General features: G+C 75.2%; 10 protein-coding genes. 4 read left to right on the forward strand and 6 right to left on the reverse strand.

Annotated elements, in window-relative coordinates:
• Window positions 1–80 precede the first annotated feature (80 nt).
• Both ACZ7KX_RS19755 and ACZ7KX_RS19760 read right to left on the reverse strand, forming a co-directional pair.
• Window positions 81–1,283: an MFS transporter gene (locus tag ACZ7KX_RS19755; protein ID WP_470327532.1), complete on the reverse strand. Its 1,203-nt coding sequence runs from the start codon at window positions 1,281–1,283 to the stop codon at window positions 81–83.
• A gap of 191 nt (window positions 1,284–1,474) precedes the next feature.
• On the reverse strand, window positions 1,475–3,535 hold the full coding sequence (locus ACZ7KX_RS19760) for a phosphocholine-specific phospholipase C (protein WP_470327533.1): 2,061 nt from the start codon (window positions 3,533–3,535) through the stop codon (window positions 1,475–1,477).
• 282 nt (window positions 3,536–3,817) lie between these two features.
• On the opposite strand from ACZ7KX_RS19760, the gene ACZ7KX_RS19765 reads away from it, so the two are divergent.
• From ACZ7KX_RS19765 to ACZ7KX_RS19780, 4 genes are all read left to right on the forward strand, one after another.
• On the forward strand, window positions 3,818–6,553 hold the full coding sequence (locus ACZ7KX_RS19765) for an ATP-binding protein (RefSeq protein ID WP_470327534.1): 2,736 nt from the start codon (window positions 3,818–3,820) through the stop codon (window positions 6,551–6,553).
• A gap of 162 nt (window positions 6,554–6,715) precedes the next feature.
• On the forward strand, window positions 6,716–7,696 hold the full coding sequence (locus tag ACZ7KX_RS19770) for an AraC-like ligand-binding domain-containing protein (protein WP_470327535.1): 981 nt from the start codon (window positions 6,716–6,718) through the stop codon (window positions 7,694–7,696).
• Between the two features lie 195 nt (window positions 7,697–7,891).
• Entirely contained in the window at window positions 7,892–8,959 is a 1,068-nt protein-coding gene (locus tag ACZ7KX_RS19775; RefSeq protein ID WP_470327536.1) for an alpha/beta hydrolase, read from the forward strand.
• Window positions 8,960–9,024: 65 nt separating this feature from the next.
• Complete coding sequence (locus tag ACZ7KX_RS19780; RefSeq protein ID WP_470327537.1) at window positions 9,025–10,035, forward strand: AraC-like ligand-binding domain-containing protein; 1,011 nt, start codon at window positions 9,025–9,027, stop codon at window positions 10,033–10,035.
• Window positions 10,036–10,268: 233 nt separating this feature from the next.
• Here ACZ7KX_RS19780 and ACZ7KX_RS19785 read toward each other — a convergent pair whose 3' ends face one another.
• The 4 genes from ACZ7KX_RS19785 to ACZ7KX_RS19800 all read right to left on the reverse strand — a co-directional run bounded on the left by ACZ7KX_RS19785 (window position 10,269) and on the right by ACZ7KX_RS19800 (window position 13,264).
• Window positions 10,269–11,219 carry a VOC family protein gene (locus tag ACZ7KX_RS19785; RefSeq protein WP_470327538.1) on the reverse strand — a complete coding sequence of 317 codons (951 nt, stop codon included), beginning with the start codon at window positions 11,217–11,219 and terminating at the stop codon, window positions 10,269–10,271.
• A gap of 101 nt (window positions 11,220–11,320) precedes the next feature.
• Window positions 11,321–12,040 carry a YoaK family protein gene (locus ACZ7KX_RS19790; protein WP_470327539.1) on the reverse strand — a complete coding sequence of 240 codons (720 nt, stop codon included), beginning with the start codon at window positions 12,038–12,040 and terminating at the stop codon, window positions 11,321–11,323.
• Entirely contained in the window at window positions 12,021–12,545 is a 525-nt protein-coding gene (locus tag ACZ7KX_RS19795) for a DoxX family protein (protein ID WP_470327540.1), read from the reverse strand. Before ACZ7KX_RS19795 ends, ACZ7KX_RS19790 begins: the two co-directional genes overlap by 20 nt.
• A 56-nt stretch (window positions 12,546–12,601) precedes the next feature.
• Entirely contained in the window at window positions 12,602–13,264 is a 663-nt protein-coding gene (locus tag ACZ7KX_RS19800; protein ID WP_350520989.1) for a hydrolase, read from the reverse strand.
• Window positions 13,265–13,336: the final 72 nt, after the last annotated feature.

Raw genomic sequence — 13,336 nt, forward strand, 5'->3', positions numbered from 1 at the left:
CCGGGTGTCACGCTCGGTGTCGGGTCCGTGTCTATCGGTCCCTGGCCCGGGCGGCAAGCACCGGCAGGCGGAACACGGGGTCAGGTCCCGGCGCTCGCCCGGCGCGCCAGGTAGGCGCCGGACGCGGCGGCCAGGACGGCCATGCAGGCGGCGAAGACCAGGCCGGCGTCGGCGAGGCCGACCGGCTCGCTGAGCAGGCCCACCCCGATGACCGGGATCGAGATGCCGAAGTAGGCGACCACGAACAGCGCCGACAGGGCGCCGCCGCGGTGCTCGGCCGGGCTGGCCGCGGCGATCTCGCCCACGGCGCCGCGCAGGCCCATGCCCTGCCCGGTGCCGCCGACCAGGGCGCTGAGCACCAGCGGCGCGAGGGTGGTCCAGGCGAGCGAGGCGGCGAGCAGGGCCAGTCCGGCGATGAGCACCAGGCAGCCCAGCGGGATCGCCCGGGCGGTGCCCAGGCGGGGCACCGCCAGCTGGCCCAGGGTGGAGGCGAAGAAGGCGGAGGAGACGATCAGGCCGACGGTGGCGTGGTTGTCGACGCCGAGATCGGTGGTGAGGAAGGCGGGGCTGACCGAGGTGAAGACGCCCAGCAGGGAGAAGCCCGCGAACGCGGCGATCCCGGCCGGGACGAACACCTGGCGGACCTCCGGCGGCAGCGACGGCCGGTCGGGCCGCGCGGTGCGCAGCGGGCGGGCCCCGGCGACCGTCTCCGGCAGGCGCAGGGTGAGTGCGAAGGACACCGCGAGCAGGACCAGGTGGACGACGAACGGCAGGACCAGCGGCCGCGGCGCGTACTCGGCGAGGAAGCCGGACAGCAGCGGTCCGAAGCCCAGACCGCCCATGTTGGCGGCGGTGGCGACGAAGCCCGCGCGGGCCCGCTGCCCGGGCGGGGCGAGTTCCAGCACGTACGCGGTGCCGGCGCCGGTGAACAGGCCCGCCGAGAAGCCGGACAGCAGCCGGCCGAGGAGCAGCAGCGGCACGCTGTCCGCGCCGAGGAAGACGGCGGCGCTGCCGGCGGCGAACCCCAGCCCGCAGAGCAGTACGGGGCGGCGCCCGACGGTGTCGGAGACGTTGCCGATCAGCAGCAGGACGCCGATGACGCCGAAGGCGTAGACGGCGAACACCACCGTCACCGTCAGTTCGGAGAAGCCGATCTTCTCCTGGTAGAGCCCGTAGAGCGGCGTGGGCAGGGTGGTGCCGGTCATGCAGACGGCGAAGGCGGCGGCGGCCACCAGGTAGTGGAAGCGGCCCGCGGCCGGCCGGGCGGTCCGACGGTCGGTCATCCGCCCACGATAGGCACGCCGCCGGGCCGGGCCCGCTCCGTGCGGGGTCGCACTGCGCCGAATGGCCGCCGCCACCGGGCCCGGCGGCCCGCCCCGGGCGGGTGGGGTGCCCGGGGCGGGCCGCCGGTGTCGGTGGCGGCGGGGTCGGGCCGGTGCGGGGCCGGGCGGGTCGGCAGGTGGGCGGGCCCGGGTCAGTAGGTGAGCAGACCCGGGTCCGACAGGCCCGGCGCGCCGGTCTCGACGTGGCCGGCCAGGCGGCGGACGAAGTCGGCGGTCGCGGTGGAGGTGACCGTCACGTCGTACCAGTTGCGGCAGGTGCGCAGGTCGACGGTGTACGTGACCGTGGCGCCCCGGCGGACCGTGACGGTCTGCGGGGTGCCGGCGTAGGCGTTGGCGACGGTTAGCACGGCGTCGGCGGTGCCCGCGTTGGTGAGGGTGAGGTCGAGGCTGCCGGTGGTCGGGTTGTGGCGCGCGGTGACCTCGGGCCCGGCGGTCTTGCCGGGGTTGCGGAAGCGGCGCAGGAAGCCGTTGGGGCCGTGCACGGTGAGGTCGGTGACGCCCTTGGAGTAGGTGGTGTTCCAGGCGTCGGAGATCGTCTTGCCGGCCTCGGCGGTGTACGTCCACGGGCCGTCGGTGCGGTTGGCCGAGGTCACCAGGAACTGGGCGCCGGCCGCCGCGCCGCCGCTGAAGGTGAGGCGGTACTTGCCGGTGCCGGCGTCGGCCGCGCCGTCCGCGTACGGGGCGTACTTCAGCGGGCGGGTGGGCTTGGAGCCCGCCTCCTGCTTCGGCATGGTCCCGGTCGCGGGCGGGGTGGGCACGTAGTCGGGGTGCCGGTTGCGGTCCGGCGGGAGGTAGCCGGCGGTGGAGGGCAGCGCGGCCGGGACGGTGTTCGAGGCGGTGAAGTCGAAGGCGGAGGTGAGGTCGCCGCAGATGGCGCGCCGCCAGGGCGAGATGTCGGGCTCCAGCACGCCGAAGCGGCGCTCCATGAAGCGGATGATCGAGGTGTGGTCGAAGGTCTCCGAGCAGGTGAAGCCGCCGGTGCTCCAGGGGGAGACCACCAGCATCGGCACCCGCTGCCCGAGGCCGTACGGGCCGGCCGCGTTGGAGATGTTCCCGGCGAAGTAGTCCGCGGTGGTGGACACCGTGGACAGGCCCTGGGAGGCGGAGGAGGGCGGGAACGGCGGCACCACGTGGTCGAAGAAGCCGTCGTTCTCGTCGTAGGTGATGAACAGCGCCGTGCGGGCCCACACGTCGGGGTTGGAGGTGAGCGCGTCCAGCACCTGGGAGACGTACCAGGCACCGTAGTTGGCGGGCCAGTTGGGGTGCTCGGTGAACGCCTCGGGGGCGGCGATCCAGGAGATCTGCGGGAGCGTGCCGGCCTGGACGTCGCGGCGCAGGTGGTCGAAGAGGCCGTCGCCGGCCTTGGCGTTCGTGCCGGTGCGGGCCTTGTCGTACAGCGGGTCGCCGGGCTTGGCGTTGCGGTAGCTGTTGAAGTAGAGCAGCGAGTTGTCGCCGTAGTTGCCGCGGTAGGCGTCGCTGATCCAGCCCCAGGAGCCGGCCGCGTCCAGGCCGTCGCCGACGTCCTGGTAGACCTTCCAGGAGACCCCGGCCTTCTCCAGCCGCTCGGGGTAGGTCGTCCAGCCGTACCCGGCCTCCTGGTTGCCGAGGACGGGGCCGCCGCCGGTGCCGTCGTTGCCGGTGAAGCCGGTCCACATGTAGTAGCGGTTCGGGTCGGTGGATCCGATGAACGAGCAGTGGTAGGCGTCGCACAGGGTGAACGCGTCGGCGAGGGCGTAGTGGAACGGGATGTCCTGGCGGGTCAGGTAGGCCATGGTGGTGGCCGTCTTGGCGGGGACCCACTGGTCGTACTTGCCGTTGTTGAAGGCCTTGTGGCCGCCGGCCCAGTCGTGGTTGAGGTCCTGGACGAACTGCATGCCCAGGTCGTTCACCTGGGGGCGGAACGGCAGCACCTCCTTCTTGGCGCCGTCCGTCTGGTGCCACACGGACTTGCCGCTCGGGAGGGTCACCGGGCGGGGGTCGCCGAAGCCGCGGACCCCCTTCATCGCACCGAAGTAGTGGTCGAAGGAACGATTCTCCTGCATCAGGACGACGATGTGCTCGACGTCCTGGAGGGTGCCGGTGGCGCCCCGCGGGGCGATCGCCGCAGCACGCGCGATGCTCTGCGACAGCGTGGAGAACGCGGCGGTGGCGCCCGCGAGTTGGAGGAAACGGCGGCGGTTCAGCTCTGCCATGGGTGGGTGACCTCTGGAAGGACGGGAGTGGAGGACGGCACCCCAAGGACAGCGGCTGCGGGGTACCGCCCGGCGGACCACTCATGACTGCCCGCTGTACGGCGGACGAACGCCTTGAGTTGGCTGAACACGTTCGGCCGCCGTCGGGGCGGCCGGCCGCCTCCGCGAGCACGTCGCCGCATGTGATCGGGGCCACACCCAGCGTGGTAACGGCTGGTCCTGACGGGCGTTAACCTTGGTTTCCCGTGGCGGGGGGACCGACGCGAGGGGAACAGAAGAGTGGTGCACGACAGCCGGGGACCGGCCGTGGTCGGGCGGCAGCGGGAGACGGAGCTCCTCACCGCCGCCCTGGTGCAGGCCGAGGACGGCGCCAGCGGGTGCACCGTGCTGCTGCGCGGCGAGCCCGGCGTCGGCAAGTCCACCCTGCTGTCCTGGGTGGAGCACGCCGCGGGTGAACGCGGCTTCACCGTCCTGCGGGCCGTCGGCGCCGAAGCGGAGACGGACCTCGCCTTCGGCGCACTCCACCAGGCCTTCCGGTCGCTGCTCCAGCGCTCCGCCTCCCTCTCCGCCCACCAGCGGGAGGCCCTGGAGAGCGCGCTCGGCATCCGCGCCGGAACCCCGAGCGGCTTCGCCGTCGGCGCCGCCGCCCTGACGCTGCTGGAGGAGGCCGTCCGGACCGCCCCCGTGCTGCTGCTCCTGGACGACCTGCACTGGATCGACTCGTCGAGCGCGACCGTCTTCGCCTTCCTCCACCGGCGCTGCGCCGACCTGCCCGTGGTGATCGTCGGCGCCACCCGGCCGGACGGACCGGCCGCTCAGACCTGGTCGGCCGAGGCCGTCGAGGTCCGGGCCCTGCCCCGGCCGGACGCGGCCCTGTTGCTGGGCACCCACCACCCCGAACTCGCGGCCGCCGCCCGGGACCGCGTCCTGGCGGAGGCGGCCGGCAATCCCCTGGCGCTGGTGGAACTGCCGCGCCAGCTGGAGGCCGCCCAGCAGCGCGGGACCGCCCCGCTGCCGGAACGGCTGCCGCTCGGAGAGAAGCTGGAGCGGATGTTCGCCGACCGGCTGGACGCGGTGACACCCGAGATCGGCCGCTACCTGCTGCTCGGTGCCCTCGCCACCGGCCCGGACTTCACCAGCGGCGGCTGGCTGCGCGCCGCCGCGGACGGCGACGCCGGGGAGATCCCGGACGGGATCGAGGCGACCGGCCTGGCCCGGCTGGACCCGGCCGGCCTGCTGGTGTTCCGCCACCCCCTGGTCCGTACCGCCGTCGTCGCCGGAGCCTCCGACACCGCGCGCCGCGAGGCCCACCGCGCCCTGTCCGAGGCCTTCGCGCCGGACGACCCCCGGCGGCTGGTCCACGAGGCCGCCGCCGCCCTGCTGCCCGACGAAGGCCTCGCGCACCGCCTGCAGGAGGCCGGCCGGGACCTCGCCCACCGCGGCGGCGACGCGGAGGGCGCCCTGCTGCTCGAACGCGCCGCCGTCCTCAGCCCCAGCTCCTGCGACCGCGTCCGCAGACTCGCCTGGGCCGCGGTGATGTCGGCCCGCGGTGGGCAACTGCGCCACACCGCAGCCCTGGTGGAGGAGCTGAAGAGCAGCAGCGTGCCGCCGGACGCCGCCCCGCTGTTCGCGTACGCGGTCGTCTACGCCGACCAGAGCCACCACGTGGACTTCGAGTCCTCCGCCGCCCTGCTGCCCGCCGCCCTGGACGCGCTCACCGCCCCGGGCGCCGACACCTTCGGCGGGCTGACCGAGCAGGTCTACTTCAAACTGCTCCTGGCCGCCACCTACACGGACGACCCCTGGGCCTGGCGGGCCCTGGAACGGCACCGCGGCGAGGTCTCCGAGGCCGGCCGGCTGTGCCTGCGGGCCTGGACCGACCCGGGCCCGGACACCACCGCCACCCTCCGGGCCGTCGCCGAGGGCATGACCGAGGAACAGGAGGCCGGCGCGGCCTGGCTGCTGCTGTGGACCGCCTCGGCGCTCGACTGCCCCGACAGCGACCTCTGGCACCGCTTCACCGGACTGCACGGCTTCGCCACCCAGGGCTCGATCGCCAAGGCCAAGTGCCACCAGGACTTCCTGCTCGGCCACTGGGACCAGGCCGCCGTCTGCCTGCGCGAGGCCGAGATCGCCGACGAACTCGGTTACCACACCAACGCGTTGATGTTCCGCCAGTACTACGCCCACTACCTGGCCGGCCGCGGCGACGAGGCCGGCCTGCGGGAGGTCGAGCGGGCCATCCGGCCCACCGCCGCCCGGGCCCGGATGCGCTACGTCCTCGACCGCCTGACCCACCTGCGCGGACTGGCCGCGCTCGCCCACGGGCGCCACGAGGAGGCGTACGCGCACTTCTGCGAGATCACCCCGCCCGGTCGGCTGCCCGGCGGCCCGCCCTGGCACCACGCGCTGGTCCTCGACCTGGTCACGGCCGCCGTGCACACCGGCCGGCACGAGGAGGCCCGGGCCCACCTGGAGGCCGGGCGGGCGGCCCGCTCCGCGGAGATCTCCGACCGCCACGCCTTCCTGTGCTCGGCCGCCGCCGCCCTGGCCGCCGAGGACGACGACGCCGACGCCGCCTACCGGGCCGCGTACGCCGTCCCCGGCGCGGAGCGGTGGGCGTTCGACCTCGCCCGGCTGCGGCTCGCCCACGGCTCGTGGCTGCGCCGCCGTCACCGGCCCGGCGCCCGGGAGCCGCTGCGCGCCGCCCACCACGTGTTCCGCCGGCTGCAGGCGGAGCCCTGGGCGCAGCGCTGCGAGGCGGAGCTGAGGGCCGCCGGCGACCCGGTGGCGCCGCCGCCCGGGGCACCGGCCGAGGCGCCGTCCGGCCTCACCGGCCAGGAGCTGCGGATAGCCCGGCTCGCCGCGACCGGTCTGACCAACAAGGACATCGGCCGTCGGCTCCAGCTGTCGCCCCGTACCGTCGCGGCCCACCTCTACAAGATCTTCCCGAAGCTCGGGATCACCTCCCGGGCCGCGCTCGCCCACGCGCTCGACACCGCACCCGACAGCCTCTGACCTGCGCTGACGCCTGCCCGGCCGGGCCCGTTGCGGTGCCCTTCCCGGTGCCTCGGCGGGCCCCGCGGGGTACTGCCGGAGAGAGCAGTCAGATGACCTAACCGTCCACCGCCCGCCCGCCCCAGGCTGGGATCGCGAGGATTCGGCGGAAGGGGCGGGCAGATGGGCGTGCGGGTGACGACCGCTTCGGTAGCGGACGAGGACAAGGCGGCGTACTGGAACGGGGCGGTGTCGCGGACGGTCGTCCCCGTCGAGGTGCACCCGCTCACCCCGCGGCCGTTCGACGGGCTGCTGGTCTCCCACCGGCTGGGCTACGTGCGGGTCTCCACGCTGGAGGCGGACGCCGCCCGGTTCTCCCGCACGGCGGCGTTGATCGAGCGGGCGCCGGGCGGTGAGCCGCAGATCGGGGTCGGCGTGCAGGAGGAGGGCCGGGCCGTCCTGGAGCAGGACGGGCGTCGGGCGGAGGTGTCCCCGGGCGGCCTGGTGGTGTACGACACGGCGCGTCCGTACGCCGTCGACTACCCGGAGCGTTTCCGCACCCACCTGTTCCACCTGCCGCGCCGACTGCTGGGCGTGCCGGAGCGGGACCTCCGCCAGGCGGCGGCGACGGCCCTCGGCCCCACGGAGGGCTGCGGGCCGGTGATCCTGCCGTTCCTCGCCGTCCTCGCCGCCTCCGCGCACTCCTACCCGGCCCCGGTCGGCGACCGGCTGGCGGGCAGCGTCGCCGACCTGCTGAGCACCCTCGTCGCCCAGTTGGCCGACGCCCGTCCGGCCGGCGAGGCGGACACCCCGAACGCGCACCTGGTCCGCCGGGTGCGGGAGTACATCGAGCAGCACCTGGCCGAACCGGAGCTGGCGCCCGAGCGGATCGCGCAGGCCCACCACATCTCCGTGCGCTACCTGCACCGGATCTTCGAGGGGGAGGGGGTGACGGTGAGCCGGCTCATCCAGCAGCGCCGACTGGAGGCGTGCGCCCGCGAGCTGGCCCGCCGCGGCCGCACCGCGCCCACGGTCTCGGCGGTGGCCCAGCGCTGGGGCTTCGTCAATCCGGCGCACTTCAGCCGGAGCTTCCGCGCCGCGTACGGCGTCTCCCCGCGGGAGTGGCGCGAGCGGCGGGAGGCTCCGGGCGGTGCCGCCGGTTGACGAGCCGCCAGTCCGGCCGCCGTCCGGGCCCGGGCCGGTCCACCGCGGTCACCCGCCCCGGGAGTACGGTCGAGCGGGCGCGCCGCCGCACCCCCGGGGGAGGTGCGAGGGGCCGCCCGCCCGACGCGCCCGGGCACCCGCCGCGACGCACGCGATGCCGTGCGGCCCCACTGATCGAAGCCAGGAGCGAAGACGTTGTCCGACCCCACCCCCCTGTCCGACCCGCGCCCGGTGCTCGACCGGGCGCTCCAGGAGTTCCTGGACACCCGGGCCGGCCGCTCCGCGACGGAACCGCTGCCGGACCTCTCCTTCCTCACCCCGGACGGCCCGGCGGTCGGCGCGGTCGGCCCGGCGGGGGTACCGGGCGACGGGCCGTACGGCGGCCCGGACGACGGGCTCGACCGGGGCCCCGACGGGGAGCCGGACCCGGACGACCCGCACGGCACCTCGACGGAGTGGCTCGCCCTGCCCTGCGGACCGACCCAGCGGGTGCACGTCCAGGTGACCAGACCCGCCGGCACCGTCGGGCCGAGCCCCGTGGTGCTGTTCCTGCCCGGCCTCGGCTGGTCGCTCGGCGATGCCGCCTGCTACGCCGGGCTGGTCCGGGAGTTCGCCCTGGGCACCGACGCCGCCGTGGTGTACGTGGACTACGCCCGGGCGCCCGCGGCCCGCTACCCGGTGGCCGCCGAGCAGTGCCTCGCGGTCGCCCGCTGGATCCACGAGCACGGCCACGGGATCGGGCTAGACGGGCGCCGCATCGTCGCCGTCGGCGAGTCCGCGGGGGCCAACCTGGTGGCGGCGCTGACCCTGCTGGCCCGTCAGCACGGGGACCTCCCGCTGCTCCACCAGGTGCTGCTGTACCCGGTGACCGACGCCGACTTCGACACCCCGTCCTACCACCGGTACGCGACGGGCTACTTCCTGCACCGCGACCACATGCGCCGGTTCTGGGACGACTACCTGCCCGACCCGCAGGGGCGGGCCGAACCGACCGCCGCGCCGCTGCGCGCCCCGCTGGACCGGCTCGCCGGGCTCCCCCCGGCACTGGTGGTCACCGCCGAGGCCGACGTGCTGCGCGACGAGGGCGAGGCCTACGCGGCCCGGCTCCGCGCGGCGGGCGTTCCGGTGGTGGCCACGCGCTACCAGGGCGTGGTGCACGGCTTCCTGCTGCTCGCCGGGCACTGCCCCACCGGCACCGCCCGGGCCGCGCTGATCCAGGTCGTCGACACCGTGCACATGGCCCTGCACAGCCGTTCGTGGTGAGACCCGCCGCCCGACGCCACCACCGGACAGCCCCCCACCGAAGAGACCCCCTCCGAGGAGCACTGATGCCCGTCGTTCTCGACACCACCGACGTTCCGTCCGACGACCGCGCCGAGTACTGGCACGAGGCCGTCTCCCGCACCTTCATCCCGCTCGACGTGGCGCTGCTCGACCGCGCGCCCGCACCCGCGACGATCACCAGCCACCGCGTGGGCGACGTGCAGCTCTCCCTCGTGGAGGCCGGGCCGCAGCGGGTCGAGCGCAGCGCCGGGCTGATCGCCCGCGGCGGGGAGGACCACCTCACCCTGGCGCTCCAGCACCGCGGCACCGCCCGCCTGGAGCAGGACGGCCACCGGGTGGTGCTGCGGCCCGGTACGTTCGCCGTCTCCGACGCCGGACGTCCGTTCGCCAAGGAACTGCCGGAGGCCTTCGCCTTCACCGCGCTGCACTGGCCGCGTACGGCCGTGGGCGTCTCGGACGAGGACCTGAAGGCGCTGACCACGACGGTCTTCGACAGCGCCGACGGCACGGCCCGGCTGGTGGCCGCGTACCTGGAGTGCCTCTCGCGGTCGGCCGGCTCGATGGAGCCCCGGCTCGCGTGCTGGCTCGCCGGCACGGCGCTCGACCTGCTCGCGGTGCTCGCCCACGAGCGTCGCGGCCTGTCCCTGGCGGAGGCCCCCGAGGCGGCCCTGGCCGTCCTGGCCCGGGTGAAGGACCACATCCTGCGCAACCTCGGGGACCCGGGCCTCTCGCCGGAGCGGATCGCGGCCGCCCACCACGTGTCGGTGCGCTACCTGCACAAGCTCTTCCGCTTCGAGGGGGTCACGCTCGCCCGCTGGATCCAGCGCCAGCGGCTGGACATGTGCCGCCGCGACCTCGCCCGCCGGACGGCGGGCCGGGCCACCGTGGCGGCGGTGGCGAGCCGCTGGGGCTTCGTGAGCGCCAGTCACTTCAGCCGGGCGTTCCGGGCCGTGTACGGGCTCTCGCCGCGCGAGTGGCAGGCCTACGCCGGGACGGGTGCCGGCGCCGGCACCGCTCCGGGGGCCCGCGCGTCCGGCTACGGCATCGCGGTCTGAGCCGGCGGGCCGAACCCGAAGCGGCGGGCCGAACCCGAAGCGGCGGGCCGAACCCGAAGCGGCGGGCCGAACCCGAAGCGGCGGGCCGCCGGGCGCGGGTGTGCGCCCGGCGGCCCGCCGGAGGGTCGACCGGGACGGCCGGTCGTTCGCCACGGTTCACGCCGTGCCGGTGACGCCTCGCCGGGCGTCGTTCGCCAGGCGTCGCTCATCGGGCGTCGTTCACCAGACGTCGCTCATCGGGCCGTGTGGACCTCCGCGACGTAGCCGCCGGGGAAGCGCACCATCGCGCTGTCCCGGCCGCCCGCCGTGACCGGACCCGACAGCACCGACGCGCCGGCGGCCCTCGCCCGCTCCAGCGTCGCCCCGAGGTCCGGCACGCCGTAGCCGGTGAGCTCCCGGCCGAAGGGGTACGGCAGGTGGCCGTCCGTCACGGCGACGGTGGTGGTGCCGAAGCCGGAGGTGAGCGTCAGCAGCCGGTACGTCGTGCCGGGCAGGCCGATCGCGGCGCCGTCGGCCCGCCGGTCGTCGGCGACGATCCGGCCCTGGGTGAAGGCGAGGTAGCTGCGCAGGAAGCCGCCGACCGCGTCGGGGGAGAGGTAGAGCCGGTTCTCCGGCACGCTCGCCAGGGCGGGGTAGGACGGCGGGGTGGTGTGCACGTAGAGCTGGGCGCTGATCCCGCCGGGGAACTGCACGACGGCGTCGCGCCCGATCGGGTCGGCGAACGGCGCCACCGTGACGGCCGCGCCGTCGGCCCGGGCGGCGCGGACCGCCTGGTCGAGGTCGGTCACCAGCCAGCCGGTGCGCTCGGTGCCGAACGGGGACGGGACGGGCGTGGTGTAGTCGAACACCGACAGGGTGCCGACCGGGGAGAGCACCAGCTCGGAGAGAGTCCGGCTCGGCGTGGGCGTCACCTGGGTGGCGTTGGGCCCGATCGTCGTCCCGCCGAAGGTGGCCACCCAGGAGGCGACGAACGCCTGCTCGGTGCCCGGTTCGACGTAGACGTGGGTGGAGTCGTACTGCGGGCCGACGGCGAACTGCCGGTGGGCGTACGTCGGGGCGGCCTGGGCGGCCTGCGTCGTCCGGGTGCTCTGGGTGGTCTGGGCCACCGAGGCGGCGGGGACCGCGGTCAGGGCGGCGATCGCCGCCACCAGCGGGACGACGCGTCGCAGGAAGCGTCGGTTCATCGGGGACCTCCCGGTCGTCGGCGCGCCCGGCGCCCGCTGAGCGGTCGCCGGGCGCGTGCGGGGTTCGTTGATGGTCGATCGAGTCGGTGGAGGAGCGCGGATCAGGCCACCGGCGGCGCCCAGTGGACGTCCGGGGCCGAGATCCGGTGGGCGGTCACCGCCGTGGCCAGGAGCAGCAGGGCGGCCAGGGCCAGGGCGGTGGCGGTCTGCCCGTGCAGGACCAGGGCCGCCCCCGCGAGGCCGCCGAGCAGCATCGCCAGCGCGGAGAGGATCCGGCGTCCCGGGCGCGGTGCCGCGCCGCCGGCCGCCGTGGAGTCGGCGGCCAGGCCGGTCAGGGTGAGGGTCAGCACGGTGGTGGTCAGGTCGGGCACGCCGAGCCGCCGCGCCGCCGCGTTCTGCAGGCCCATGCCCAGCCCCAGCAGGACGATCAGGGCGTGGTCGGCCCCGCCGGCCGCGGCGGTGGCGGCCGCCGCGGCCGTCAGGACCGTCTGGGCGCCGGCCGCCAGGGCCAGCAGGCGCCCGCGGTGGCCCGACGTCCGGCTGCCGAGCCGTCCGCCGACGAGCGCACCGGCCAGGAACGACCCCAGCGAGACCAGCGACGCCGTGGCCGACAGCCCCGGGGCCCCCGCCAGGGCGAACCCCAGGAAGACCACGTTGCCGGTCATGTTCGCCACGAACACGTGGCCGAGGCCGAGGTAGCTCACCGCGTCCACCAGGCCCGTGGCCACCGTCAGCAGGAGCATCAGCGGCGGCAGCGGGCCGTGCCGGTCCGCGCGCGGCGGGACCAGCGTCCGCCCGGCGTCAGCCAGCAGGGTGCGCACCGGCCGCCTCCTCCTGCGGCGCGGGCGCGCGGTGCAGGACCGCCCGGGTGAGCAGGCCGCTCGCCGGGCCGAGCACCAGGGCGGCGACCGACAGCCAGAGCGGCCAGCCGGTCAGGCCGACGGCGTGGTCCGCGGACCACCGGCCCGGCCCGGTGAGGGCGAGCGCCCCCGAGACGACCACCAGCACCAGGGGGTACTCGTAGCCGTCGTTCTGCACCCAGAGCCCGTGCGGCAGCTTGACCGTCAGCGCCACCGTCATCACGCCCATGGCGACCATGGCCGCGAGCGGGGTGAGCGCGCCGAGGGCCAGGAACAGGCCCGCACCGACCTGCCCGGCGCCCGCCGCGAGCGCGGTGAGCGTCCCGCCGCGGAAGCCGTCGTGCCGGAACTCCTCCGTCCCGCCCGCGAGGCCGTTGCCGCCCAGCCGGAAACTCACCTTCTGTACGCCGTGCCCGGCGACGAGCAGGCCCACCACCACACGGAGGATCAGCAGTCCGGTGTCCATCGTTCCTGTTCCTGTCCCTGGTCGCTGTAGCTGATGCCGATTCGGTGTGCGCCGACTCAGCCGGCGGCGTGCTCGCCGATGACGGCCTGCGCGTAGACGACCCCGAGGCCGTACGCGCCGGCGTGCTCCTTGACGATCTCCATGACGGCGCCGTAGGTCTCCTGGCGCGCCCAGTCGCGCTGGAGCTCCAGCAGCACCTGGACCCAGGTGACCGGCACCGCGCCGGAGTGCATCATCCGCTGGACGGCGTGCTCGTGGGCCTGCGGGGAGACGCCGCCGGAGGCGTCGGTGACGACGTAGACCTCGTAGCCCTGGTCGATCATGGACAGCACGGGCAGGACCAGGCAGACCTCGGTCCACAGGCCGGCGATGACGACCTTGCCGCGACCGGTGGCCTTGACGGCCTCGACGACCGCCTCGTCCTCCCAGGCGTTCATCGAGGTGCGGTCGAGGACCTCGGCCTTCGGGAAGACCGCCGCCAGCTGCGGCAGCAGCGGGCCGGAGAAGGACTCGGCGGCGACGGTGGTCAGCACGGTCGGGACGTCGAAGGCCTTGGCGGCCTTGGCGAGGCCGACGGTGGCGTTGATGATGGCGGTGCGGTCGCCGCTGCCGGTGCCGAAGAACATCTGCGGCTGGTGGTCCACGAACAGCACCACGGCGTTGTCGGGGGTCAGCAGGTCGGGGCTGGGGGTGGCGCTGACCTGGGAGACGTCGACCATGAGGGTTCCCTTCGGGTTCTTTCGGTGGATCCTTCGCGCGGTGATCCGCGGAGGAAGTCGGGTGGGTGGTGC

The sequence above is a fragment of the Kitasatospora sp. NPDC038210 genome (assembly GCF_055600605.1).

Coding starts and splice junctions, on each gene's coding strand:
- ACZ7KX_RS19755 (WP_470327532.1), bottom strand. CDS start 1,283: ATGACCGACCGTCGGACCGCCCGGCCGGCCGCGGGCCGCTTCCACTAC.
- ACZ7KX_RS19760 (WP_470327533.1), bottom strand. CDS start 3,535: ATGGCAGAGCTGAACCGCCGCCGTTTCCTCCAACTCGCGGGCGCCACC.
- ACZ7KX_RS19770 (WP_470327535.1), top strand. CDS start 6,716: ATGGGCGTGCGGGTGACGACCGCTTCGGTAGCGGACGAGGACAAGGCG.
- ACZ7KX_RS19780 (WP_470327537.1), top strand. CDS start 9,025: ATGCCCGTCGTTCTCGACACCACCGACGTTCCGTCCGACGACCGCGCC.
- ACZ7KX_RS19785 (WP_470327538.1), bottom strand. CDS start 11,219: ATGAACCGACGCTTCCTGCGACGCGTCGTCCCGCTGGTGGCGGCGATC.
- ACZ7KX_RS19795 (WP_470327540.1), bottom strand. CDS start 12,545: ATGGACACCGGACTGCTGATCCTCCGTGTGGTGGTGGGCCTGCTCGTC.
- ACZ7KX_RS19800 (WP_350520989.1), bottom strand. CDS start 13,264: ATGGTCGACGTCTCCCAGGTCAGCGCCACCCCCAGCCCCGACCTGCTG.